This window comes from Glutamicibacter sp. V16R2B1 (genome assembly GCF_005774635.1).
Taxonomy (GTDB): domain Bacteria; phylum Actinomycetota; class Actinomycetes; order Actinomycetales; family Micrococcaceae; genus Glutamicibacter; species Glutamicibacter creatinolyticus.
Window position 1 is genome coordinate 279,586 of sequence record NZ_VATX01000015.1, and the last position, 23,508, is coordinate 303,093.

The 23,508-nt window shown below is 64.9% G+C and carries 22 protein-coding genes and 1 tRNA gene; 14 read left to right on the top strand and 9 right to left on the bottom strand.

What is annotated here, in order from left to right:
• Nucleotides 1-77: 77 nt before the first annotated feature.
• Nucleotides 78-1,028: a mycothiol synthase gene (gene mshD, locus FDN03_RS11365; protein WP_138177117.1), complete on the bottom strand. Its 951-nt coding sequence runs from the start codon at nt 1,026-1,028 to the stop codon at nt 78-80.
• Nucleotides 1,029-1,116: 88 nt separating this feature from the next.
• Nucleotides 1,117-1,779 (bottom strand): response regulator transcription factor, encoded by a 663-nt coding sequence (locus FDN03_RS11370; protein ID WP_138177120.1) that lies wholly within the window; start codon nt 1,777-1,779, stop codon nt 1,117-1,119.
• 128 nt (nt 1,780-1,907) lie between these two features.
• On the opposite strand from FDN03_RS11370, the gene FDN03_RS11375 reads away from it, so the two are divergent.
• The 3 genes from FDN03_RS11375 to FDN03_RS11385 all read left to right on the top strand — a co-directional run bounded on the left by FDN03_RS11375 (nt 1,908) and on the right by FDN03_RS11385 (nt 4,624).
• Nucleotides 1,908-2,648, top strand: coding sequence for a hypothetical protein (locus FDN03_RS11375; RefSeq protein ID WP_138177123.1), 741 nt, complete (start codon nt 1,908-1,910; stop codon nt 2,646-2,648).
• Between the two features lie 261 nt (nt 2,649-2,909).
• Complete coding sequence (locus FDN03_RS11380) at nt 2,910-3,548, top strand: FABP family protein (protein ID WP_138177125.1); 639 nt, start codon at nt 2,910-2,912, stop codon at nt 3,546-3,548.
• The gene (locus FDN03_RS11385) at nt 3,545-4,624 is read left to right on the top strand and encodes a folate-binding protein YgfZ (protein ID WP_171021227.1); all 1,080 of its coding nucleotides are present in this window, start codon (nt 3,545-3,547) and stop codon (nt 4,622-4,624) included. Before FDN03_RS11380 ends, FDN03_RS11385 begins: the two co-directional genes overlap by 4 nt.
• Nucleotides 4,625-4,758: 134 nt before the next feature.
• Here FDN03_RS11385 and FDN03_RS11390 read toward each other — a convergent pair whose 3' ends face one another.
• From FDN03_RS11390 to FDN03_RS11405, 4 genes are all read right to left on the bottom strand, one after another.
• A complete protein-coding gene (locus FDN03_RS11390) occupies nt 4,759-5,787 on the bottom strand; it encodes a 6-phosphofructokinase (RefSeq protein WP_138177128.1) in 1,029 nt (342 codons plus the stop codon).
• 233 nt (nt 5,788-6,020) lie between these two features.
• On the bottom strand, nt 6,021-6,263 hold the full coding sequence (locus tag FDN03_RS11395) for a PspC domain-containing protein (protein WP_054821522.1): 243 nt from the start codon (nt 6,261-6,263) through the stop codon (nt 6,021-6,023).
• 93 nt (nt 6,264-6,356) lie between these two features.
• Nucleotides 6,357-6,602: a hypothetical protein gene (locus FDN03_RS11400; RefSeq protein WP_138177132.1), complete on the bottom strand. Its 246-nt coding sequence runs from the start codon at nt 6,600-6,602 to the stop codon at nt 6,357-6,359.
• Between the two features lie 12 nt (nt 6,603-6,614).
• Nucleotides 6,615-8,012: a PspC domain-containing protein gene (locus FDN03_RS11405; protein ID WP_138177135.1), complete on the bottom strand. Its 1,398-nt coding sequence runs from the start codon at nt 8,010-8,012 to the stop codon at nt 6,615-6,617.
• A gap of 126 nt (nt 8,013-8,138) precedes the next feature.
• On the opposite strand from FDN03_RS11405, the gene FDN03_RS11410 reads away from it, so the two are divergent.
• Nucleotides 8,139-9,413, top strand: coding sequence for an ATP-binding protein (locus FDN03_RS11410; RefSeq protein ID WP_138177138.1), 1,275 nt, complete (start codon nt 8,139-8,141; stop codon nt 9,411-9,413).
• The gene (locus FDN03_RS11415) at nt 9,406-10,089 is read left to right on the top strand and encodes a response regulator transcription factor (protein ID WP_138177141.1); all 684 of its coding nucleotides are present in this window, start codon (nt 9,406-9,408) and stop codon (nt 10,087-10,089) included. The genes FDN03_RS11410 and FDN03_RS11415 overlap by 8 nt, the downstream gene beginning before the upstream one ends.
• A 97-nt stretch (nt 10,090-10,186) precedes the next feature.
• On the opposite strand, the gene FDN03_RS11420 is transcribed toward FDN03_RS11415, so the two are convergent.
• The gene (locus tag FDN03_RS11420; protein WP_138177144.1) at nt 10,187-11,386 is read right to left on the bottom strand and encodes a pyridoxal phosphate-dependent aminotransferase; all 1,200 of its coding nucleotides are present in this window, start codon (nt 11,384-11,386) and stop codon (nt 10,187-10,189) included.
• Between the two features lie 268 nt (nt 11,387-11,654).
• On the opposite strand from FDN03_RS11420, the gene FDN03_RS11425 reads away from it, so the two are divergent.
• The 8 genes from FDN03_RS11425 (at nt 11,655) to FDN03_RS11460 (ending at nt 17,882) form a co-directional block, all read left to right on the top strand.
• A tRNA-Trp gene (locus FDN03_RS11425) sits at nt 11,655-11,727 on the top strand.
• A gap of 122 nt (nt 11,728-11,849) precedes the next feature.
• Nucleotides 11,850-12,104 carry a preprotein translocase subunit SecE gene (gene secE, locus FDN03_RS11430; protein ID WP_138177147.1) on the top strand — a complete coding sequence of 85 codons (255 nt, stop codon included), beginning with the start codon at nt 11,850-11,852 and terminating at the stop codon, nt 12,102-12,104.
• A 242-nt stretch (nt 12,105-12,346) separates the two neighbouring features.
• Entirely contained in the window at nt 12,347-13,120 is a 774-nt protein-coding gene (gene nusG, locus FDN03_RS11435; RefSeq protein WP_246049882.1) for a transcription termination/antitermination protein NusG, read from the top strand.
• Between the two features lie 128 nt (nt 13,121-13,248).
• Complete coding sequence (gene rplK / locus FDN03_RS11440) at nt 13,249-13,680, top strand: 50S ribosomal protein L11 (RefSeq protein WP_054820895.1); 432 nt, start codon at nt 13,249-13,251, stop codon at nt 13,678-13,680.
• A gap of 130 nt (nt 13,681-13,810) precedes the next feature.
• A complete protein-coding gene (gene rplA / locus FDN03_RS11445) occupies nt 13,811-14,512 on the top strand; it encodes a 50S ribosomal protein L1 (RefSeq protein WP_138177150.1) in 702 nt (233 codons plus the stop codon).
• A 1,063-nt stretch (nt 14,513-15,575) separates the two neighbouring features.
• Complete coding sequence (gene rplJ / locus FDN03_RS11450) at nt 15,576-16,097, top strand: 50S ribosomal protein L10 (RefSeq protein WP_138177152.1); 522 nt, start codon at nt 15,576-15,578, stop codon at nt 16,095-16,097.
• Between the two features lie 80 nt (nt 16,098-16,177).
• Nucleotides 16,178-16,555 (top strand): 50S ribosomal protein L7/L12, encoded by a 378-nt coding sequence (gene rplL, locus FDN03_RS11455; protein WP_138177155.1) that lies wholly within the window; start codon nt 16,178-16,180, stop codon nt 16,553-16,555.
• Between the two features lie 154 nt (nt 16,556-16,709).
• Nucleotides 16,710-17,882, top strand: a complete 1,173-nt coding sequence (locus FDN03_RS11460; RefSeq protein ID WP_138177158.1) for an acyltransferase — start codon at nt 16,710-16,712, stop codon at nt 17,880-17,882.
• Here FDN03_RS11460 and FDN03_RS11465 read toward each other — a convergent pair.
• Complete coding sequence (locus tag FDN03_RS11465) at nt 17,836-18,339, bottom strand: YbaK/EbsC family protein (protein WP_138177161.1); 504 nt, start codon at nt 18,337-18,339, stop codon at nt 17,836-17,838. The genes FDN03_RS11460 and FDN03_RS11465 overlap by 47 nt on opposite strands.
• 49 nt (nt 18,340-18,388) lie before the next feature.
• Complete coding sequence (locus FDN03_RS11470) at nt 18,389-19,579, bottom strand: acetyl-CoA C-acetyltransferase (RefSeq protein WP_138177164.1); 1,191 nt, start codon at nt 19,577-19,579, stop codon at nt 18,389-18,391.
• 400 nt (nt 19,580-19,979) lie between these two features.
• Here FDN03_RS11470 and FDN03_RS11475 point away from each other — a divergent pair, with 400 nt between their 5' ends.
• Nucleotides 19,980-23,486, top strand: coding sequence for a DNA-directed RNA polymerase subunit beta (locus FDN03_RS11475; RefSeq protein ID WP_138177167.1), 3,507 nt, complete (start codon nt 19,980-19,982; stop codon nt 23,484-23,486).
• The last annotated feature ends 22 nt before the right edge of the window (nt 23,487-23,508 follow it).

Consider the following 23,508-nt stretch of genomic DNA (forward strand, 5'->3'; position numbering starts at 1 on the left):
TCAGGGTGCCGGTCATGCAATGGCGGACACCACCGGGGGACAAGCCCTGTCAGGCGCCGCATTGCCTAGCGCCAATCCTACCGCGCAGGCCCGTACATCACATCGACATCCCAGACCGTGAAGCCCAAGGACTCGTAGAGTTTCACCGCTGCGGTATTCTCCGCATCCACATAGAGCATGACCGCCTCCACCCCGCGGGCCAGCAGATGGTTGACCCCGGTGGCGGTCAAACTGCGGCCCAGGCCCAGACCCTGCGCGCCGGGGGTCACCCCCACCACGTACACCTCACCCACCCGGGCGGTGCCGGGTTCGGGCTGGGGCAGCTTCGTCCAATGGAACCCCAGCACCGCTTCGTCCTGGTCCACGGCCAGGAAGAATCCTTCGGGGTCAAACCAGTCCTCGGCCATGCGCGCCTGCAGGTCGGCCAGGGTCAGCGAGCCCTGCTCCGGGTGGTCGGCGAAGGCTGCCGCGTTGGCCTGCAGCCAGGCCTGTTCATCCTGGCCGGGGACGAAGGTGCGAAGCTGCAGGTTCTCGGGCAGCTGCGCCACCGGCAGCGGCTGCTGCTGGGTGCGGCGCATCTTGTTCAGTTCCCGCTGCCGCTGCAGCCCGTGGCGTTCGGCCAGCACCTGCGCGGCAGGGTGTGCGCCGTGCGCCCAGCCCTGGGCCTGGGACAGATCCAGGGAACCGCCCAGCTGCTGCAGCAGGTTGCCGGCCACCTGGCGTTGGCGGTAATCGGGATGCACCACCAGTTCCACCGTCCACGGCTCGGTTTCCGCCCCGCGCACGGCAATGGCCGCACCCAGCAGCAGTTCCTCGGTGCTGTCCTCGGCCGCGTACGCGTACACGCCCAGCAGGCTGCGGTCCGCCTGCTGGGCAGCCAGGTCAATGAAGGTTTGCTCGCTGAACGGGGGATTGCCGTCACTGCCTTGGGCGGTGCGGGCCAAGTCCATGACCTGGCGGCGCAACCGGTCATCGGCGGCGCCGGGCAAGGACAGAACGCTGAGGGGGAGCTTGGGCTGGGTACTCATAAACCCCACACTAGTCCCGTGCCGCCACCAGAACGCAACATCACCCGGGATGTGCCAGCAGTGAACCGGCCGGAGGTGAACCGGTGTCCTACTGCTCGGCGTGGAAGCGGTAGCCGACGTTGCGCACGGTACCGATCAGCTGTTCATGATCGGTGCCCAGCTTCGCTCGCAGGCGGCGCACGTGCACGTCCACCGTACGGGTGCCCCCGTAGTAGTCGTAACCCCACACCTCATGCAGCAGCTGTTCACGGGTGAACACCCGTCCCGGGAACTGGGCCAGATACTTCAGCAGCTCAAATTCCTTGTACGTCAGGTCCAGGACCCGCTGATCAATCTTGGCGGTGTAGCTCAGCTCGTCAATGCGCAGCCCCGCCACCGGTTCGGCGTCTACCGGGCCGGTGGCGGACGGCCCGCGGCTGAGCAGCATGCGCAGGCGCGCCTCAATTTCGGCCGGTGAGGCGGTGGGCAACACAAAGTCATCGGCGCGCCATTCGCTGGACATCACCGTCAACCCGCCTTCAAGGATCACCACCAGCAGGGGGAGGTTGAGGGTCGCGGCCACGAGCTGACAGGCGGTCCGGGCCGCAGCCAGATCCCCGGTGGCATCCAGGATGACAACCTGTGCGGGCCCGGCGTGGCGCAGGGAATCAATGGTGGCCGGCAGCTGTCGGATATCATGGCTGAGCAGCTCCAACGCGGGCAGCACACAGGCGTTTTCGCGTTCTTCACCCAAGAGCAGCAGGTGCGCCATGTGCTGGAACCTCCTGCCGGGTGGTTTGACGAAAAAATCTCTTTTACGTGTCACAGTATAAAGAACACCGAACGTCATAAACGCGAGTTGCCCCATGTGCGCGTTGCCAACGATCCAGGATGGACAGTTTGAGAGTCAAGGTACTGATTAGCGGGCTGCTCGCCGCGGCCGCATTGCTCGTGGCGGCGACCCTGGACACTCCGGGTCTCTCGGTGGGAGCGATCACCGCCGTGCTGCAGCTGCTTTTCGCCTACAGCTGGCCCACCCTTACCCGCAGCACCCAGCCTTGGCCGCTGCGCATCATCCTGGCGTTGGCCGGGCTGCTGGCCACCTTCTTTGCCGTGGGAATGCTCGGCCCGGTGGGGATGGGCGCCAGCATGCTGGTCATCGCGGTCGGAGTCCCGCTGGTGTTCATGTCCCAGGTGTTCAGGGGGACCGGGGCCAGCGGCCGGCTGTCGAACACCGTCAGCGGAATCAGCGGCCTGGCCGTGGTGTCCCAGGGGTCTGGACTCTCCGCGTTGGGGGCCTCACCCAGCGGCTTTGGCATCATCCTGGTCAGCGTCATCGCCCTGCTCGGTGCCGGGGCCTGCGCCATGACCCGGCTGCCGGACCGCGCCGTCATCTTCCTGGCCCCGCTCACCGGTGCGGCCCTCGGCGCCGCGAGCAGCGCGCTGCCGCTGGATTTGGCCTGGTACCACTGCCTGCTGATTGGTGCGCTCGCCGGAGTGCTGGTGGGCTGCCTGCGGGCCATCACCCTGGCCAGCCGGGCGGTGAAGCGGGTGGAGGACATGCTCGCCGTATCCACGCTGATCCTGCTGTTGACCGGGTCGCTGAGCTGGTACGCCATGCAGGTGCTCGGGCAGGTCTGAATCGGAAATGACGGAGGGCACGTGATTCGCCTCTCGTTGATTAAGTAACCTGCGCCCGCGGCGCGCTAGGATGGAGCCATGAACGAAAATTACCTTGCACTAGAGATCTTCTACCTGGCGCTGCTGACCGTTGCCGGTCTGGGCATGGCCGGTTTCGCCGGACTGGTTGTCAAGCGCCTTTTCAAGGGGCAGAAGTAGGAAAGGCGCACACCGCAGGGTGTGCGCCTCTTTCATTTACATCCACGGAAAGCGAGCGCCGTTATGGCTATTGAAATTCCCACGGATCTCACCCCGGAACTCGTTCCGCTGTCCTGGCTGATCGGTGTCTGGGAAGGCTCGGGCAAGCTGGGCGAAGGCGAAGCAGATGACGAGCACTTCTGGCAGCAGGTGACCTTCCGGGACACCGGTCTGCCCTACCTGGAGTACCGCAGCGAATCCTGGCTCACCGATGCCGAAGGCACCCGGCTGCGCCCCCTGGCCGTCGAGTCCGGCTTCTGGTCCCTGGACCGCAAGCAGGAAGCCGCCGACCCTGGCCCGGGTATGACTCCCGGCGACCCGTTCCCGGTGCTGCGCTCGGCCGACGATGTCGAGAGGCTGCGCACCGAAGACGGTTTCAAGATCCAGGCCAGCATCAACCATCCGGGCGGTCTCAGCGAACTGTACTACGGGGTCATCAACGGCCCGCGCATCCAGCTGGCGACCGAGGCCCTGCTGCGCAGCGAAAACTCCAAGCCCTACGCCTCCTCGACCCGCATCTACGGGCTGGTGGGCGGGGACCTGTTCTGGCGTTGGGACGTCTCACAGGGCGATAGTGATTTGAAGGCCCACGCGTCGGCGGCCCTGAAACGGGTTGGCCAGACCGAGCCGGGCCAAGCGGGGGAAGACGGAAACCAGGAATGAGCAAAAAGTACACTTCGGTTCTGCTGCAGCGTGGCGGGGCCGTGGAGGCCTCCGGCGTGGATGCCGGGGTTGCCGCCCACTACGGGGCACCGACCCGTGAGGCCCGCAGCCTCTTCGACGGGACCGCGGTGGCGGACCTGAGCCACCTGGACATCCTGCAGCTGCGCGGCGAAGACCGCTTGACGTGGCTGGACACCATCAGCAGCCAGCGCTTGAGCGATCTGAAGCCGGGGCAGAGCACCCAAAGCCTGCTGTTGAGCGTCCAGGGCCGGGTGGAGCATGAGCTGAAAATCCTGGCCGCCGACGACCTGTTGTGGATCATCGCCGAGCCCGGGCGCGGTGACCCGCTGGCCGAGTACCTGAACTCGATGCGGTTCATGTCCCGGGTTGAAGTCGTGGATTGTTCAAATACCCACGGGGTCATTGCCAGCACCAGGCCGCGCCCCGAACTGGGCGATGTGGTGTGGGAGAACCCCTGGCCGAATGTGATCGGCGGGGGACATGCGTACTCCACCGGGGAGCACCCGGGCCTGGAACGGCCCTGGTTTGAGTACATCGTGCCGCTGGAGCAGCTGGCCTCCCTGGTCGGGGACCTGTCCCTGGCCGGGACCATGGCGGTGGAGGCGCTTCGCATCGCGGCCTGGGAGCCGCGGTTCATCGTGGACACCGATGACAAGAGCATCCCGCACGAACTGGACTGGCTGCGTACCGCGGTGCACCTGAACAAGGGCTGCTACAAGGGCCAGGAAACCATTGCCCGGGTGCACAACCTGGGCCATCCGCCGCGTCGCCTGGCGATGCTGCACCTGGACGGGTCCATGCACACCCTGCCTGCGCCCGGTTCACCGGTCAAGGACGGGGAACGGGTTGTCGGCCGGGTCACCTCGGTGGCATTGCACTACGAGGCCGGGCCGATTGCCCTGGCCACGCTGCGCCGCAATGTGCAGCCGGATGCCGAACTGGTGGTCCAGGACGGTGAAAGCAGCTACCCGGCCGCCCAGGAGGTCATCGTTTCACCGGAGGCCGGCCAGGTGGCCGGCCGGTTCACCGGCTTCCTGCGCCCGCCACGCGGCTGACCAGGCGCCAAGTACGCACCGCCGCGGGCCACCGCTGCCTTCTTTCTCTGGAGGGCGGCGGTGGCCTGCGGCCGTTAAACGCCCCGGCCCCGGCCCCGCGATGGGGGCCGGGGCCGGCATGATGTGCGGCCGGGTCAGCCGAAGAGGATTTTTGCCTCGTCATAGCGGTCCTGCGGCACGCGCTTGAGGTTGTTCACCGCCGCGCTGAGCGGGACCCGGTTAATCTGCGTGCCGTGCAGGGCCACCATGGTGCCCCACTGGCCGGCAGCCACCGAATCCACCGACGCCATGCCCAGGCGGGTGGCCAGCACCCGGTCAAAGGCGGTCGGCACGCCGCCGCGCTGAATGTGTCCCAGCACGGTGGCGCGGGTTTCCAGGCCGGTGTTCTGCTCAATGAGCGGGGCCAGGACTTCACCGATCCCACCCAGCCGGGGCCGACCATGGCGGTCCACCCCGCGGGAGCTGAACGCGGCATCCTCACCCTCGGGCACGAACCCCTCGGACACCACCACCAGCGGTGCGCGGCCACGTTCGTGGGCTTCACGCACCCAGGTGAAGATCTGTTCCATGCTGGTGGACACCTCGGGGATCAGGATCGCGTGGGCGCCGGAGGCCATGCCGGCGTGCAGGGCAATCCAGCCCACGTCGCGGCCCATCACCTCGGCCACCATGCACCGGTGGTGGGATTCGCCGGTGGTGCGCAACCGGTCAATGGCCTCCACGGCGATCTGGTTGGCGGTGTCGAAGCCGAAGGTGTAGTCGGTGGCGTCCAGGTCGTTGTCGATGGTCTTGGGGACTCCGACAATCGGCAGTCCCGCTTCGCATAGGCGCTGGGCCCCGGCCAGGGTGCCCTCCCCGCCGATCGCGATGACCGCGTCCACCTCCAGGCGGGCCAGGGTCTGGCGGATCTGCTCCGGACCCCCGTTTTCGCCCTCGAACGGGTTGGTGCGTGAGGTGCCCAGGATTGTTCCGCCCTGCTTGGAGATGCCGCGCACCTGGTGGCGCGGCAGCGGCATCAGGTCGCCTTCCTTGACCCCGCGCCAGCCGTCACGGAACCCGACGAATTCATAGTCGTAGCTTTTGATCCCGTTCAGCACGGCGCCGCGGATGACGGCGTTCAAGCCGGGGCAGTCGCCGCCGGAGGTCAACAGGCCAATACGCATATCTGCTCATTTCTGCCGGGACGAACAGCCGCACCGATGCGTGGGGAGCAGGACCAGTGGGCCGGCCACCCTCATGGATTGGATCTGTTCATCATCTGTCGTTGTCCACAGCGCCCCGTTGAGCCGTCTACGTTGCGAGTCTATCGGCTTAAGGATGTGGCGGCGAGTACACCGGAAAGATCCCTTCCGGTGTACTCGCCGCCACTCTCGCCCCGCTTGCCGGGACGCGGCCGCTACAGCGCGCGCAACCACTTTTGCAGGATAATGCTGCCATCCTGGGCCGGAATCAGCAGCCACGCCACGATGTAGGCGCCAATGCCAATGACCGGCAGCAGGAAGGAGAGCAGCATCGCGATCCGCACAAGCGAAACGTCCCAGCCGAACTTGTCGGCAATGCCGCCGGCCACACCGCCGGCCATGCGCGCCGGTCCGCGACGCAGCGGCATGGAACGCAGGGAGTTGAAGAATTTATCCATCAGGGTCCGTCCTTAGATAGTGCACGTCAAAAGAATGGGTTCGGCCAACGTCCGCCTCGGGGACGGGCCACGGGGTGAAAGTACCCCAGGGTACTAGAAGGTGGTCGAGTCGTGTGGTGGGTACTCCTTGCGTTTGGCCGCACGCCGGGCCGAGCCGATGCCCGAGACGATCAACGCGACGCCGGCCAGGGCGATCAACGCGATAAAGAACAGCGGGGCGTCGAAGTCCCAGGACAGCACGTGACGGCTCAATTGTGCCAGTGCCACCAGAACCAGGATCAATCCGAATACCAGGGTTCCGGTGGGGAACTTGGAACGGTCATATTTTTCGGGAGTCATTGTTGCTCATCCTTAGAAATCTGGGGTGGTCACGGTGCTGGAGTCCGAGGGCAGCGCATTGATCTTTGAGAAGGCGCCGTTCACGTCCACGATCAGCAGTGGTTTGCTCGAGTCGCTGCTCCCCGGGGCGCCGCTACCGTGCTGGGAGAGGAAGATGCCATCACTTTGGATGCGTACCGGCACTTCCTCGGGCAGCCGCAGGTTCACCGAGGCAAAGACGGTGTTGACCTCGACGGTGGTTGGTGAGGTGATGTCGGCGTACTGTCGCAGGTCGATGGTGGCGTTGCTGAAGATCGCGTTGTACTCACCGTCGCTGTCCGAAGTGATGACCCCGCCGGAGCTGGTGCCAAATCCGCTGCTGCTTACGGCCCCGGAGTTGCCGAAGATCAGGGTCAGCACCAGCAGCGGGATCGCCAACCCCAGCAGGCCCCCACTGGTGCGGTGTGCCAGGGCCGCGATCACCAGGGCCAGGCCCACGAAGAGCAGGCCCAGGGACAGCGCCAACGGCCAGGAGCCGCCGGGGAAGTCGACCAGTCCGAGGTAGTCAAGGCCGAAGACCACGGCAATGATCAGTGCCGTCGCCCCGACAATGATGGTGGCCACCCAACCTGGGATCGGGGGTGCCAACGGAATCTTCTGTTTGCCCTTGGACTCCTTGCCGGTGTAGTAATCCTTGCCGGGGTACTCATCCTGCCCGGAAGGGGGCTGGGTGCCGGGGTAGTAGTGGCCCGAATCGGACTCCATGGTGGGCTCCTTGATGTTGAAGCGGGAACGGGGTGGCGCGTCGGAGGCCGAGCGCCCGAAGATGTTCTGCGGCCCGGGCTGCCGTGGCAGGTCCTGCTCAGCGCGGACCGTGTCATCCACCGGGTTCGCTGAAGGAGCCGGGTCCTGCCAGCTGACTTCCGGATCATGTAGCACCACTGCGGTGCTGCCGGTGTGTCCGCTGGCATCCGCCGGATAGGTCGGGGCGGCGGTGTCGGTGGGGCGCGGACCGCGGGCGAACTTCGTGTTGTTGCGGCTAAAGACCACGAACAGCACGCCGGCGACAATCAGCAGCGGCCACACGAACGGGGCGATGCTGCTAAAGGCCCAGGGGGCGGGCCCGACACCGAGCAGGAAGGTGACCAGGGCACCGGTCATGCCGCTGGTCCAGTTCTTCTGCAGCGCCTGCTCGACGTGGATTTGGTCGTTCTCATCCGGCAGGAACGCCCACGCCAGGCCGTAGGCGATCAAGCCCACTCCGCCCAGCAGGGCCAGGGCGACCGCCACGCCGCGCACCAGCACCGCGTCAACCTGCAGGCGCTGCGCGATGCCGGCGGCCACGCCGCCCAGCCACTGCGATTCGCTGCGGCGGATCTGCTGCTGACGCAGGCTGTCGAAGATTTTGTGCGAGGAGTGATCTTGGTCCATGCCCCCATTCTTTCGCGCCTTGCCCCGCCCCCGCTATGAGGTACTACCCTGATTCGACCCTGAGGGCACCCGTAAAACGCCACGTGGGTCTGGGGAAAGACCCTGCGAACATGCTTGACTTGAACCATGGAGACACCCGAGCAGCCCCGGCGCATCGTCAGAAGCGAATCGCGCCTGCTGGCCGGTGTCTGTGCAGGGCTGGCCGAGCACCTGAACCTGCCGGTCAGCTACGTGCGCCTGGGGTTTTTGCTGTTGACGGCCATCGGCGGCATCGGGGCCGTGCTGTACGCCTGGCTGTGGGTGTTCACCCCCAGCAGCCAGGAGTCCCAGGCCGATGAGCAGCGAAGCACCGGCACCCGGCGGCGCAGCCTGGCCGAGGAGCTGGGCCTGGACGCCCCCGGCAGCCTGAACCCCCGAGAGGTCGCCCTGAAGCTGGGGTCCATGCGCGAGGTGCTTGTGGGCGTGGTGCTCACGGTGCTGGCCCTGCTGGCCCTGGGCCAATGGCTGGGGTGGAACATCCGCTGGGATCTGCTTTGGCCAAGCATTGGGATCGTGGCCGGGGTGCTGCTGGCCTGGCTGCAGATTGACGGGCGCGGCGGCCCGCAGGCCACCCGCAAGGAACGTGCCGGGGCCCTGAGCCGGCTGGTGGTCGGGCTGCTGCTGGTCATTGGCGGGCTGCTGCTGATTGTCAACGGGACGGTGAGCACCTCGGATCTGATCGGCGGGATCTGGGCGGCGCTGGCGATCTTCGGCGGGGCGCTGGTGGTGCTGCTGCCCTTCGGCACCAGGCTGTGGCGTGACTACCTGGCCGAACGCAGTTCCCGACAGGCCGCGGCACAGCGCGCCGAATTCGCCGCACACCTGCACGACTCAGTGCTGCAGACCCTGGCCGTGATCCAGAAGCGGGCCGGCGACCCGGCCGCGGTGCGGGCCCTGGCCCGCAGCCAGGAACGTGAACTGCGCCAGTGGCTGTACGGGGACGAGGACGTCTCCGAGGGTGACGTGGTGGCCGAGATCTCCCAGGAAGCGGCGCAAATCGAGCAGCTGATGCTGCGCGAGGTGGATGTGGTCTCCGCGGGCTCCGCACAGGGGTTCGAGGGGCAGCACGCCCTGGTGCAGGCCAGCCGGGAGGCCATGATGAACGCGGCCAAGCACGCCACCGGGCTGATCTCGGTGTTCATCGAATGCGGTGAGCAGGCCGTGGAGGTGTTCATCCGCGACCGCGGGGACGGCTTTGACCCACAGGACATTGACCCGGACCGGCAGGGCGTGCGCGAATCGATCCTGGGCCGGATGGAGCGGGCCGGCGGCGAGGCGAAGATCCGCAGCGGCGAGCACGGAACCGAAATACAGTTGAAGATGCCGCGCACCACGGCAGGAAAGGCAAACCACCATGACTGACCCAGTGCCCGCAGGCACCCAGGAACCCGAGGCACCGATCCGGGTGCTGCTGGTCGATGACCACGCCATCTTTCGTTCGGGACTGAAAAGCGACCTGGATCCCGACCTGAAGGTGGTTGGGGAGGCCGGCACCGTGGAACAAGCCATCGAGCAGATCACCGCACTGCGCCCGGACGTGGTGCTGCTGGACGTGCACCTGCCCGGCGGACGCGGGGGCGGGGGAGCCGAGGTGCTGCGCGGGTGCGCCCACCTGCTGGCGCAGACCCGCTTCTTGGCGTTGAGCGTGTCGGATGCGGCCCATGACGTGGTCACGGTGATCCGCAGCGGGGCGCGCGGCTATGTCACCAAGAGCATTTCCGGTCCCGAGATTTCCGATGCAGTGCGGCGGGTGGCTGGCGGGGACGCGGTCTTCTCACCCCGGCTGGCCGGGTTCGTGCTGGACGCCTTCGGCAGCAGCCAGCCCGAGCAAATCGACACCGAACTGGACCTGCTCTCGGATCGGGAACTGCAGGTGATGCGGCTGATCGCCCGCGGCTACAGCTATAAGGAAGTGGCCAAGGAGCTGTTCATCTCGGTCAAGACCGTTGAGTCCCATGTCTCCAACGTGCTGCGCAAGCTGCAGCTGTCCAACCGCCATGAACTGACCCGGTGGGCGGTGGACCGCAAGATCCTGTGACCGGTGCCCGAAAGCCCGGAACGGCTGTGGCCGGAACCTGAACCCAGGTTCCGGCCACAGCCGTGATGCGTATTCGGTGCCGCTCAGGGCGCCAGTGCTACTTGGCTTCGCCCAGCAGGGCGGCCATCCGGGCGACACCCTCGGCCAGGTCCGCGTCGCCCAGGGCATAGGACATGCGGATGAAGCCGGAAGGGCCAAAGGCCTCACCGGGCACCACCGCAACCTCGGCCTCCTCCAGGATCAGCGCGGCCAGTTCGGCGCTGGTGGTGCTCACCTTCCCGCGGATCTCGCGTCCCAGCAGGCCGCGCACATCCGAGTAGGCGTAGAAGGCGCCCTCCGGGGTGGGGCAGGAGAGCCCGTCAATGGCGTTCAGCCCCTCGACGATCGCCAACCGGCGGCGGTTGAACGCGGTTTTCATCTCGTTCACCGCATCCAGCGGCCCGGCCACCGCGGCCAGGGCGGCGCGCTGGGACACGTTGGCCACGTTGGAGGTGGCGTGGGACTGCAGGTTCGTGGCGGCCTTGATGACATCACTGGGGCCGATCATCCAGCCCACCCGCCAGCCGGTCATGGCGTAGGTCTTGGCGACGCCGTTCAGCACCACGACCTTGTCGGCCAGCTCCGGCACCAGCGTGGCAATCGAGGAGAACTCGGCCTGCCCATAGGTCAGGTGCTCATAAATCTCGTCGGTGACCACCCACAAGCCCTTGCTGGCCGCCCAGCGGCCAATCTCAGCGACCTCGGCGGGGGAGTAGACGGCGCCGGTCGGGTTCGACGGGGAGACGAAAAGCAGCACCTTGCTGCGTTCGCTCAGAACCGACTCCAGCTGCTCCACGGTGACCTTGTAGCCCTGTTCCGGGCCGGCGAACACGGACACCGGAACCCCGCCGTGCAGGCGCACCGCCTCCGGGTAGGTCGTCCAGTAGGGGGCGGGGATGATGACCTCATCGCCCGGATCCAGCAGGGTGGCGAACGTGTTGTAGACCGCCTGCTTGCCACCATTGGTGATCAGCACCTGATTCGGTTCGACCTTGTAGCCCGAATCGCGCAGCGTCTTTTCCGCCACTGCCTCACGCAGCTCCGGCAGGCCAGCGGCCGGGGAGTAGCGGTGGTTGCGCGGGTCCTGGGCGGCCTGCACGGCGGCCTGGACAATGTAGTCGGGGGTCGGGAAATCCGGCTCGCCGGCACCAAACCCGATCACCGGACGGCCGGCGGCCTTCAGCGCCTTGGCCTTGGCGTCCACCGCCAGGGTTGCGGATTCGGAGATGGCGCCAATGCGGCGGGAGATTCTAGACATATCTGGGGGCATCCTGACGTCTGAGAAGATGAGTACGTACCTCTAGCTTAAGGCCAAGGCAGGGCTGGATTCATGCTCGGCCGGGCAAGATGACGCGCCGGGTGGCCCACCAGGACGCCCCGAATGCGGTGTAGGGCACACTGCTCCCTGTCAGTTCGACAATCATCTGATCATTGCGTAGAGTTATTTCTCGGTGCGAAGGCGCCGGTGGTGATCAGCTGCTCTGACACGTTCAGATATAGTTGATATCACCAGAGTGAATACTCGAAGGGTAGTGGCGCAATTGGTAGCGCAGCGGTCTCCAAAACCGCAGGTTGCAGGTTCGAGTCCTGTCTGCCCTGCGCAGTAGCGATTGACGAAAAAATCGCACAGCGAATCTCACGTCACGGTGTGTTGTGGTCGGCCAGGCTGCGACACACCGTGATTGTTTCAACTGGCCTATTTTATTGAAACGAGGAACACGGTGAGCGAATCAGCTGTCTCCCATCCGGGAAATGACAAGAAATCCCGTCGCGGATTTTTCGGCCGCATCGCCCTGTTCATCCGGCAGGTCATCTCGGAACTGAAAAAAGTCGTGACTCCGACCCGTAGCGAATTGATTAACTACACCCTGGTTGTCATCGCCTTCGTTGTCATCGTGATGCTCATCGTGACGGCCCTGGACTTTGTCTTCGGGGCAGGGTCCACCCTCCTGTTCACAAACAGGCCAGAGCAGTAGAATTTCCTGCGCGAGCCGCCATGCGGCGCGTCAGGGCCCCAGGTGTACATCAGTAGAAGAAAGCAGGAGCTGCAGTGTCCGACCAGGAACTCGAACCGCAGAATAACAACGAGGTAGAAGCCGAGTTCGTCGCGACCAATGACGAGCAGACCGGCAATGCCGAAGATGTCATTTTCGCCGACGGCACTTCCGACACCGACGGCACCGTGGATGTTGAAGGCACCGTGGACGCCGAGGGCGCCCTGGACGAAGAGGAAACCCTCGACGAAGCCTCCCAGCCCGTACAGCTCGATGACATCGCCGCGGACACCGCCGATGACCCGGCCCTGGTTGCCGAGGCCGACGAGGACGCCAGCGAGGCAGTGGCCGAAGCCGTTGCCGAAGAGGACGAGCAAGCCGTCAGCGTTGAGGCGCTGAAGGAAGAGTTCCGCGCCAAGCTGCGCCGCCAGCCCGGCGACTGGTTCGTGATCCACACCTACGCCGGTTATGAGAACCGCGTGAAGCTGAACCTGGAGACCCGCATCCAGACCCAGGACATGGATGACTTCATCTATGAGATCCAGGTCCCGATGGAAGAGGTCGTCGAGGTCAAGAACACCCAGCGCAAGATCGTGCGCCGTGTGCGCATCCCCGGCTACGTGCTGGTTCGCATGGAACTGACCGACGCCTCATGGGGTGTTGTTCGACACACCCCGGGCGTGACCGGCTTCGTGGGCAACGCCCACGACCCGAATCCGCTGACCCTGGATGAAGTGTTCTCCATGCTGGAGCACACCGTGGTGGATCCGACCGAGCAGCCCTCCGCCTCGAAGCCGGGCCGCGCACCGATCACCGAGGTCAAGGTCGATTTCGAGGTTGGCGAGTCGGTGATCGTCAACGACGGACCGTTCGAAACCATGCCGGCCACGATCTCCGAGATCAAGCTGGAGGCCGCGCAGCTGGTGGTGCTGGTCTCGATCTTCGAGCGCGAGACCCCGGTGACCCTGAACTTCAACCAGGTCACCAAGATCCAGTAGTATTGAGTCTTCGTGCCCCTCACGTTTGCTTTGCGTGAGCCGGGCACGTTCGGCCGCCGCGCCACGGCGGCCATCAGCCCGTGTCACGCTCCTGTGCCGCGGGAAACGCAAGAGTAGAAGGACCCGACATGGCCCCAAAGAAAAAGGTCACCGGACTTATCAAGCTGCAGATCCAGGCAGGCGCCGCTAACCCGGCTCCTCCGATCGGTCCTGCCCTTGGTCAGCACGGCGTCAACATCATGGAATTCTGCAAGGCTTACAACGCTGCCACCGAGTCGCAGCGCGGTAACGTTGTTCCGGTTGAAATCACCGTGTACGAAGACCGTTCGTTCACCTTCATCACCAAGACCCCGCCGGCTGCCGAGCTGATCAAGAAGGCTGCAGGCGTTGGCAAGGGTTCGGCCACCCCGCACACCACCAAGGTTGCGAAGCTGACCCAGGCCCAGGTTGAGGAAATCGCCAACACCAAGATGGCTGACCTGAACGCGAACGATCTGGAAGCCGCTTCGAAGATCATCGCCGGCACCGCCCGCTCCATGGGCATCACCGTCGAGGGCTAAGACCCTCACCCTGCAGCCCGCAACGGCTGCAACCACCAACATTTCAACAGGGGACCTGCCTGGCAGGCCCCGCCAGTGGCAGGACCGAGCGCGGTCCTCAAGACCACGACTGCATAAGGAGAAAACGCAGATGGCAAAGCGCAGCAAAGCATACTTGGCCGCCGCGGCCAAGATTCAGGCTGACAAGTTCTACGAGCCAGCCGAGGCTATCGCCCTGGCCAAGGAGATCGCCGGCGAGAAGACCAACTCGACCGTTGAGGTCGCCTTCCGCCTGGGCGTTGACCCTCGCAAGGCCGACCAGATGGTTCGCGGCACCGTGAACCTGCCGCACGGCACCGGTAAGACCGCCCGCGTGGTTGTCTTCGCCAACGGCGACAAGGCAGAAGCTGCCCGCGCCGCCGGCGCCGACTTCGTCGGCTCCGACGACCTGATCGAAAAGATCCAGGGTGGCTGGACCGACTTCGACGCCGCCGTGGCAACCCCGGACCTGATGGGCAAGGTTGGCCGCCTGGGTAAGATCCTGGGCCCGCGTAACCTGATGCCGAACCCGAAGACCGGCACCGTGACCATGGACGTGGCCAAGGCTGTCACCGACATCAAGGGCGGCAAGATCGACTTCCGCGTCGACAAGCACTCGAACCTGCACTTCATCATCGGCAAGGCATCCTTCGATGCCAAGCAGCTGACCGAGAACTACGCAGCCGCTCTGGAAGAGATCCTGCGCCTGAAGCCTTCGGCTTCCAAGGGCCGCTACATCTCCAAGGCCACCATCGCCACCACCTTCGGCCCGGGCATCGCCCTGGACCCGAACGTGACCCGCGTGAGCGCCTAGTCACCCAGTTCCACTGAAGCCTCGGCCCCGGCCTGCCACCTGATGGTGGCGGTTCGGGGCCGAGGCTTTTGCCGTCCCTGAGCCAAGCCGGCAGCGGCAGGAACACAGGGCCGGGGTCCTGGGCACGCGCTCCAGTTCCTTGCCATCCGGCTGCGACATGAGCTTTTGGAAGAATTATCACGCAGGGGAGTTGGCTCTGGGCGAAATTCCGGACTCGACCAGCTGCCCTTCGGAGCCCGCGGGCTGGCTCCAGCGGACATACCGACCTTGAGGTTTTCTGGGAGTTCTTGGAAGTCTCCTGTGAGTTGGATTGCGCTCCACGCTCTCGCCGGGGCGTTTTGCCGCAGAATCTCGGGCTTTATGCCCTGAAATGAACGTCGGTTTGCTATTTCCAGGTTCGCCAAATTAATGCAAACTGTTGGTTCAAAGGGAGGAAAAGTGCTTGCTGGGACAGCATGATCGGCTCGTGAGATGACCTGAACCCCGAGTTGCATGTAGACGGGTTGGTGGTGATACTGTGAAGACACCGATGTGAATCGGCGGTGATTGCATGGGACCCCCAAGACTATGCAATCACTGGACACCGAAGTTTCCCCAAGCTTCGTGTCGACAAGAGCCTGTTGTCAGCGTCCCCCAAGTGCTGGCAATGGGCCTTGTCCTTTTAACCGCCAGTTGAGCCGGACGCGGCGAAGCGCAGGCCGGCCGCAGCGCCGACCGAGGATCGTCCAGGTGAGACCGTGAAGTCTTGCAAACTGCCACACGTGGGCCGCTGGCGGGGGAGTAGGGCTGGGCCCGGCCGTGGTTCAGATCATAGGCCAAGACGACCTCCGGAATTTGGAGTATGGGGCGCGCACAAACTAGGATGGAAGAACCGAAGACCGTCGGTTGAGCATTTTCCACTGGAGAACCGCTCCGAAGTGTCCGCAAGGACTGCCAACGCAGGTTACATAGATTGTCTCAACTGCTTATGTGAGTTGAGCTGCCCTGTGCTCCTGCGCGGGGCGTTTTTTATGCGCTCCGCCGGTTATGAAACGGTACCGAACTGAACCCCGGAAGGAGTGTTATGGCAACGCAGACCAAGAACGCCGCGATCCAGTCGATCGCTGCCGAGTTCAAGGAATCCAGCGCGGCTGTCCTGACCGAATACCGTGGGCTTACCGTTGCACAGCTCAAGGAACTGCGCCGTTCGCTTGGTCAGGAGACCAAGTACGCGGTTGTGAAGAACACCTTGACTGAAATCGCAGCAAAGGAAGCTGGCATCGACGCGTTCGAAGGCCAGCTGACCGGTCCAACCGCTATCGCCTTCATTAAGGGCGATGCAGTTGCCGCCGCCAAGAGCCTCACGGAGTTCGCCAAGAGCAACCAGCAGCTGATCATCAAGTCCGGTTTCTTCGAGGGCTCCGCCCTGGATGAAGCTGGCATTGCCGCTTTGGCTGCACTGGAGTCCCGCGAACACCAGCTCGCCCGCGTTGCAGGCGTTCTGCAGGCCCCGGCCTCGGCCGCTGCACGCATCGTGGACGCACTGCGTATCAAGCTCGAAGAGAACGGTGGCGAAGCTGCCGAGGAAGCTCCGGCAGAAGCCTAAGCTGACGCGATTCTCTCGCAACGTAACCCCAAATCATTACGGTTCCCAGATCTGGGATCCATAACCGAAAGGACGCCACCATGGCGAAGCTCACCACCGACGAGCTGCTCGACGCATTCAAGGAAATGACCATCATCGAACTGTCCGAGTTCGTGAAGCAGTTCGAGGAGACCTTCGAGGTCACCGCCGCTGCTGTTGCCGTTGCCGGTCCGGCCGGCGGCGCTGGCGAAGCTGCTGCTGAAGAGAAGACCGAGTTCGACGTGATCCTGGAGTCGGCTGGCGACAAGAAGATCGCAGTCATCAAGGAAGTTCGCGCTCTGACCTCGCTGGGTCTGAAGGAAGCCAAGGAGCTCGTTGACGGCGCTCCGAAGCCGATCCTGGAAGGCGCCGACAAGGACGCCGCCGAGAAGGCCAAGGAAGCACTGGAAGGCGCTGGCGCTACCGTCACCCTCAAGTAAGCTTCAGCGGTCACTCGCAGCCTTACTCCCCGGGGCCCCGCGGACGAGCAATCGTCCACGGGGCCCCGGGCCGTTAAACGGGAAAAAATCGTTATCGGACTATAACGATTCTATTAACAGGAGCTATTCATATTCGTCGCTTACGGTGTTTAATGTGCCGAAGAATGAACAGCCCAACGCAATACGACCGGCCCCGCGGCTCGGTCTGCTGGACGCCCTTCGTATCGCTGCCGCGCTGGTGGTCGTGCTTTACCACTACACCGCGTGGGGACACGGCTATTGGGGCGCCGAAGCCGTCGACGCCTGGCCGGTGCTGGGCAAATTCACCATCTACGGCAGTATCGGCGTCCAACTGTTCTTCCTGATCTCCGGCTTCGTGATCCTGATGTCCATCCAGGGCAAGGGATTGATCCAATTCCTGGCCTCCCGCCTGGGCCGACTCTACCCGGCGTACTGGCTGGCCGTCATCGCCGCCGCCCTGCTCACCTTCCGGCTCTGGCCCGAGCTGAAGGACGGACGCACCGAAGGCGATATTGTTCCCAACCTGACCATGGCACAAAGCGGAATGGGCGTCAGGGACCTGGACGGGGTGTACTGGACGCTCTGGGTTGAACTGCGCTTCTACGCGATCCTGGCCGTGCTGCTGGCCTTCGGACTGGCCAAGAACCGGGCCATCCTGGCGTTGAGCTTCGCCTGGCCGCTGCTGGGCGTGGCTCTGCACCTGGCCGAGGCGGACAAGGCCCAGGAATGGGTAATGGGGCAGTATGCCCCGCTGTTCAGCCTGGGCATGGTGGTCTACCTGATGTACCGGGACCGGCAAACCCCGGCGCGCTGGCTGCTGGTCGGTTTCAACACCCTGCTCGCCTGCTACTTCACGGGCCTGAAGGGAGCACAGGATTCGGCCTATCTATCGGGGGTGCAGATCCCCGCCTGGCACTTCTCACTGCTGGTGCTGCTGTGCATTGCCCTATTGCTGGCCTGCACGCTGACCCCGCTGCAGAGGATCCACGCCCGCTGGATGGTGACCGCCGGAATGCTCACCTACCCGCTGTACCTGTTCCACGAGCTGTGGGGCTGGTGGATCATCGCGCACCTGAGCGCGGTCCTCAACAAATACGTGCTGCTGGTCGGAACCGTCGCGCTGATGCTGGCGCTGGCCTATGTTGTGGCCCGGTACGTGGAGAAGCCGGCAGGCCTGTGGCTGCGCAACGAATTCACCCTGCGGGCCACCCAGGCGGTGCAGTGGGTGCGCAGCCTCGCCGCGCGCAAGCCGAGCCCGGTCATTCCGGAACGGAAATATCTGCCACTGTCGCGTCAAATCCACTGACCAGATCCTGGGCCGCCACCAGCACGGCGTGCAGCCGGTCCCCGCTGCCCAGGGCCACCATGGCCTGCTGCTCGCCCTGGAATACCGTGGCGTCAATGAACAGCGGCAACGGGGTCAACGCGCCAAAGGGCGTGATCGTCCCGGGACGATAGCCGGTCACCTCGAACGCCGTGTCCCCGTGGGCCAGCGAGAGCTTGTTGACCCCCAACACCGAGCGCAGTTTGGGCCAGCTCAGGCTCCTGCCGCCGGGGATCAGCGCGAAGAGGTACGTACCGTTGCTGCGCTTGAGCACCAGGGTCTTGAGCAGCCGGTGCTCGGCGATGCCCAGAATCGCGGCCGCCTCACGCAGCGAGGAGGCCGCGGCCCGCGGAACAATCTCAATGGGGATGTTCCGCCGGCTCGCATCCAGGCTGATGCGGGTGAGCGCCTCATTCGGGGCTTCAGGGGATTCGGTCAACAGCGCACTCGCTTTCCGTGACGGGGAAGGCTGCCCGGGGGAGGGCAGGTTAGGCGTGGTGCAGCAGCAGGGCCTCGCCCTGCCCACCGCCGCCGCACAGGCTCACCGCGGCGGTCCCCGAGTCCCGGCGCGACAGCTCCAGTGCCGCGGTCAACGCCAGGCGGGCCCCGGAGGCGCCAATGGGATGGCCCAGGGCGATGGCTCCGCCGTGGATGTTCGTCTTCTCCAGCGGGTAGTCCAGGTCGGCCAGGGACTGGCAGGCCACGGCGCCGAACGCCTCATTGATTTCAATGAAGTCCAGGTCCTTGACCTGCAGGGACTCCTTGGCCAGGGCGTCCTGGATGGCGCGCGAGGGCTGGGAATGCAACGAGTTGTCCGGTCCGGCCACCTGGCCGGGGGCGCCTATGACCGCCAGGATTTTCAGCCCGTGCTGCTCGGCGTAGTCGCGCGAGGTGACCACCAGGGCCGCGGCCCCGTCGGAGAGCGGGGAGGAGTTGCCGGCGGTGATTGTCCCATCGCGGTCAAAGGCCGGACGCAGCCCGGAGAGGGTCTCGGCGGTGGTCTCGGGGCGCACGCCCTCGTCGCTGTCCACGATCACCGGCTCGCCCTTGCGCTGGGGCACGGAGATCGCCACGATCTCCTCGTCAAAGACCCCGTTGCCCTGCGCGGCGGCCGCCCGCTGGTGGCTGGAGGCCGCCACCTCGTCCTGCGGTCCGCGTTCGATCCCCAGCTCGGTGTTCTTCTCCTCGGTGCTCAGTCCCATGGACTTGCCATCAAAGGCGTCGGTCAAGCCGTCATGGGCGACCGAGTCCACCGCGGTGATGTCCCCGTAGGTCCACCCGAAACGGGACTTGGGCAGCAGGTGCGGGGTGTTGGACATTGATTCCTGCCCGCCGGCGATGACCACCTGGGCCTCGCCCAGGCGGATCATGCGCGCCGCGTCGGTGACCGCGGCCAGCCCGGAGAGGCACACCTTGTTGATGGTCACCGTCGGGGTGTCCCAGCCGATGCCCGCCCGGATGGCGGACTGGCGGGCGGGGTTCTGGCCACACCCGGCCTGGACGACCTGACCCATGATGACCGACTGGACCTGCTCGGGGGAGACCCCGGCGTTGTCCAGGGCGCCGGCGATGGCCGCCGCCCCCAAGTCGACCGCGGTCTGGGAGGCCAGGGCCCCCTTGAAACGGGTAAAGGGGGTGCGGGCTCCGCCGACGATCACGGCATCTTGGGGTGAGGACACGGCAACCACTTCCATTCGAAAAGCAACCAGAAAACTGGGGTGATGTTCTGTCACTACAAGACTAATCCATGTGCACTTCACCACAGGAAAACGGATGGCGTTGCGGGGTGTGGGACGCGAGAACGCCGGCGGTGTGGGCGCTGACTAGGAACCGAAACGCTTCATCCGGGCCGGGGGCTCACCGGGGGCGAAGCGGGCGCAGAACTATAACACGAAAATGGAAAATTGCTATCGACAAGCTTGCGCGCATGGGGTACAGTGGAAATTTGCGCCCCGACTGTATGCGCATGCGACCTTCATATAGCGGTGGGTTCGTATGTAACGAGGGTACCAGCCACTGGCAGGAACCTTAGCACAACGGGACGCTTCGGAAACCTGACGGTCTGTGGAAGGATCCATCTTGGTCGCCTCGAGCACCTCTAACAACCAAACCGCTAGTTCGGCTCGCGACGCTGCGTACGCTGGCCGACTTTCTTTTGCAAAGATTCACGAACCCCTTGAAGTGCCGAACCTGCTGGCACTGCAGACCGAGAGCTTTGACCGGCTCATCGGTAATGAGCGGTGGCAGGAGCGCCTGGCCGCCGCCGTGTCCGTCGGTGACAACAGTGTGCCGGACGTCAGCGGACTGGCCGAGATCTTTGAGGAGATCTCCCCGATTGAAGACTTCCAGGAGACCATGTCCCTGAGCTTCTCGGAGCCGGAATTCGCCGACCCGAAGTACTCGATCGCCGAGTGCAAGGACCGTGACGCCACCTACGCCGCCCCGCTGTACGTCAAGGCCGAGTTCATGAACAATGAAACCGGCGAAATCAAGCAGCAGACCGTCTTCATGGGCGACTTCCCGCTGATGACCGACAAGGGTACCTTCATCATCAACGGTACCGAGCGCGTGGTCGTCTCCCAGCTGGTGCGTTCCCCGGGCGCCTACTTCGAGTCCGCCCCGGACAAGACCAGTGACAAGACCATCTACTCCGCACGCATCATCCCGTCGCGCGGTGCCTGGTTCGAGCTGGAAATCGACAAGCGCGACCAGATCGGCGTGCGCCTGGACCGCAAGCGCAAGCAGTCGGTCACCGTGCTGCTCAAGGCCCTGGGCTGGAGCGAAGAGAAGATCCTGGCCGAATTCGGCCAGTACGACTCGGTGCGCGCCACCCTGGAGAAGGACAGCATCAAGGACCAGAACGAGGCCCTGCTGGACATCTACCGCAAGCTGCGTCCGGGCGAGCCGCCGACGGTGGAAGCCGCCCAGGCCCTGCTGCGCAACATGTACTTCGAGCCCAAGCGCTACGACCTGGCCAAGGTCGGCCGCTACAAGCTGAACCGCAAGCTCGGCGTGGAGACCCCGGTCAACGCCGAAAGCGCCCTGGTGCTGAGCATCGACGACATCGTCGCCATGATCCGCTTCCTGGTTGCCCTGCACGCCGGTGAGCGCACCATCGAAGGCACCCGCGAGGGCGAGATCGTTCAGGTCCCGGTCGCCGTGGATGACATCGACCACTTCGGCAACCGCCGTATCCGCGCGGTCGGCGAACTGATCGAGAACCAGGTCCGCACCGGCCTGTCGCGCATGGAGCGCGTGGTGCGTGAGCGCATGACCACCCAGGACGTGGAGGCGATCACCCCGCAGACCCTGATCAACATCCGCCCGGTGGTGGCCGCGATCAAGGAGTTCTTCGGAACCTCGCAGCTCTCCCAGTTCATGGACCAGAACAACCCGCTGGCCGGCCTGACCCACAAGCGCCGCCTCTCGGCACTGGGCCCGGGCGGTCTGTCGCGTGACCGCGCAGGCATGGAAGTGCGAGACGTGCACCCCTCGCACTACGGACGCATGTGCCCGATTGAAACCCCGGAAGGCCCGAACATCGGCCTGATCGGCTCGCTGGCAACCTACGGGCGCATCAACGCCTTCGGTTTCATCGAGACCCCGTACCGCAAGGTCGTGGACGGTGTGGTGACCAACCAGGTCGAGTACCTCACCGCCGATGACGAGCTGCAGCACTTCATCGCCCAGGCCAACGCACCGCTGACCGAGGACGGTCACTTTGCCGAGGACACCGTGCTGGTGCGTGAAAAGGGCGGCGGCGGCGAGCCGGTGCTCGTTGAGCCGGGCGAAGTGACCTTCATGGACGTTTCCCCGCGCCAGATGGTGTCGGTGGCCACCGCCCTGATCCCGTTCCTGGAGCACGACGACGCCAACCGCGCGCTGATGGGCGCCAACATGCAGCGCCAGGCCGTGCCGCTGCTGGCCTCCGAGTCCCCGCTGGTGGGTACCGGCATGGAGAAATACGCCGCGGTGGACGCCGGTGACTCCGTGGTCGCGCAGAAGCCCGGTGTGGTCACCGAGGTCTCGGCCGACCTGGTCGTGGTGATGAACGACGACGGCACCGAGTCGATGTACCCGATCATGAAGTTCGCCCGCTCCAACCAGGGCAACGCCTACAACCAGCGCGTGCGCGTCTCCGAAGGCGAGCGCGTGGAGTACCAGTCGATCATCGCCGACGGTCCCTCGACCGACGCCGGTGAGCTGGCCCTGGGCAAGAACCTGCTGGTCGCCTTCATGTCCTGGGAAGGCCACAACTTCGAGGACGCCATCATCCTGTCCCAGCGCATGGTCTCCGACGATGTGCTGACCTCGATCCACATCGAGGAGCACGAGGTTGACGCCCGCGACACCAAGCTGGGCGCCGAGGAAATCACCCGCGACATCCCGAACGTGTCCGAGGACATCCTCTCCCAGCTCGATGACCGCGGCATCGTCTACATCGGCGCCGAGGTCGAGGCCGGGGACATCCTGGTGGGTCGCGTGACCCCGAAGGGTGAAACCGAGCTGACCCCCGAGGAGCGCCTGCTGCGCGCGATCTTCGGTGAGAAGTCCCGCGAAGTGCGTGACACCTCGCTGAAGGTGCCGCACGGCGAGTCCGGCACCGTGATCGGCGTGCGCATCTTCGATCGCGACAACGACGACGACCTTTCCCCGGGCGTGAACCAGCTGGTGCGCGTCTACGTGGCCCAGAAGCGCAAGATCACCAACGGTGACAAGCTCGCCGGGCGTCACGGCAACAAGGGCGTCATCTCCAAGATCCTGCCGATCGAGGACATGCCGTTCCTGGAGGACGGCACCCCGGTGGACGTCGTGCTGAACCCGCTGGGTGTGCCCGGGCGTATGAACGTCGGCCAGGTCATGGAAATCCACCTGGGCTGGGCCGCCAAGCAGGGCTGGACCATCGAGAACGAGCCGGAGTGGGTCAAGGACCTGCCGAACCTGCCGCGCCAGACCGGTTCGACCACCGTGGCCACCCCGGTGTTCGACGGTGCCTCCGAGGAGGAGATCCGCGGCATCCTGGATTCGGTGAACCCGACCAGCGACGGCCAGCAGCTGGTGAAGAACACCGGCAAGGCCCGCCTGTTCGACGGCCGCTCCGGCGAACCGTTCCCGGATCCGATCTCCGTGGGCTACATGTACATCCTGAAGCTGCACCACCTGGTGGACGACAAGATTCACGCCCGTTCCACCGGCCCGTACTCCATGATCACCCAGCAGCCGCTGGGCGGTAAGGCCCAGTTCGGTGGCCAGCGCTTCGGTGAAATGGAAGTGTGGGCCCTGGAGGCCTACGGTGCGGCTTACACCCTGCAGGAACTGTTGACCATCAAGTCCGATGACATTCACGGTCGCGTGAAGGTCTACGAGGCGATCGTCAAGGGCGAGAACATCCCGGAGCCAGGCGTTCCGGAATCGTTCAAGGTGCTCATCAAGGAAATGCAATCGCTGTGCCTGAACGTCGAGGTACTGGGTACCGACGGCAACACCATCGAGATGCGCGAATCGGACGAGGAATCGTTCCGTGCCGCTGAAGAACTGGGCATCGACCTTTCGCGGTCCGAGCCCAGCTCCGTCGAGGAAGTCTAGGAACCACCAGCCTGCCGCCGCG

Coding starts and splice junctions, on each gene's coding strand:
- mshD (WP_138177117.1), bottom strand. CDS start 1,028: ATGAGTACCCAGCCCAAGCTCCCCCTCAGCGTTCTGTCCTTGCCCGGC.
- FDN03_RS11370 (WP_138177120.1), bottom strand. CDS start 1,779: ATGGCGCACCTGCTGCTCTTGGGTGAAGAACGCGAAAACGCCTGTGTG.
- FDN03_RS11380 (WP_138177125.1), top strand. CDS start 2,910: ATGGCTATTGAAATTCCCACGGATCTCACCCCGGAACTCGTTCCGCTG.
- FDN03_RS11385 (WP_171021227.1), top strand. CDS start 3,545: ATGAGCAAAAAGTACACTTCGGTTCTGCTGCAGCGTGGCGGGGCCGTG.
- FDN03_RS11390 (WP_138177128.1), bottom strand. CDS start 5,787: ATGCGTATTGGCCTGTTGACCTCCGGCGGCGACTGCCCCGGCTTGAAC.
- FDN03_RS11395 (WP_054821522.1), bottom strand. CDS start 6,263: ATGGATAAATTCTTCAACTCCCTGCGTTCCATGCCGCTGCGTCGCGGA.
- FDN03_RS11400 (WP_138177132.1), bottom strand. CDS start 6,602: ATGACTCCCGAAAAATATGACCGTTCCAAGTTCCCCACCGGAACCCTG.
- FDN03_RS11405 (WP_138177135.1), bottom strand. CDS start 8,012: ATGGACCAAGATCACTCCTCGCACAAAATCTTCGACAGCCTGCGTCAG.
- FDN03_RS11410 (WP_138177138.1), top strand. CDS start 8,139: ATGGAGACACCCGAGCAGCCCCGGCGCATCGTCAGAAGCGAATCGCGC.
- FDN03_RS11415 (WP_138177141.1), top strand. CDS start 9,406: ATGACTGACCCAGTGCCCGCAGGCACCCAGGAACCCGAGGCACCGATC.
- FDN03_RS11420 (WP_138177144.1), bottom strand. CDS start 11,386: ATGTCTAGAATCTCCCGCCGCATTGGCGCCATCTCCGAATCCGCAACC.
- rplK (WP_054820895.1), top strand. CDS start 13,249: ATGGCCCCAAAGAAAAAGGTCACCGGACTTATCAAGCTGCAGATCCAG.
- rplA (WP_138177150.1), top strand. CDS start 13,811: ATGGCAAAGCGCAGCAAAGCATACTTGGCCGCCGCGGCCAAGATTCAG.
- rplJ (WP_138177152.1), top strand. CDS start 15,576: ATGGCAACGCAGACCAAGAACGCCGCGATCCAGTCGATCGCTGCCGAG.
- rplL (WP_138177155.1), top strand. CDS start 16,178: ATGGCGAAGCTCACCACCGACGAGCTGCTCGACGCATTCAAGGAAATG.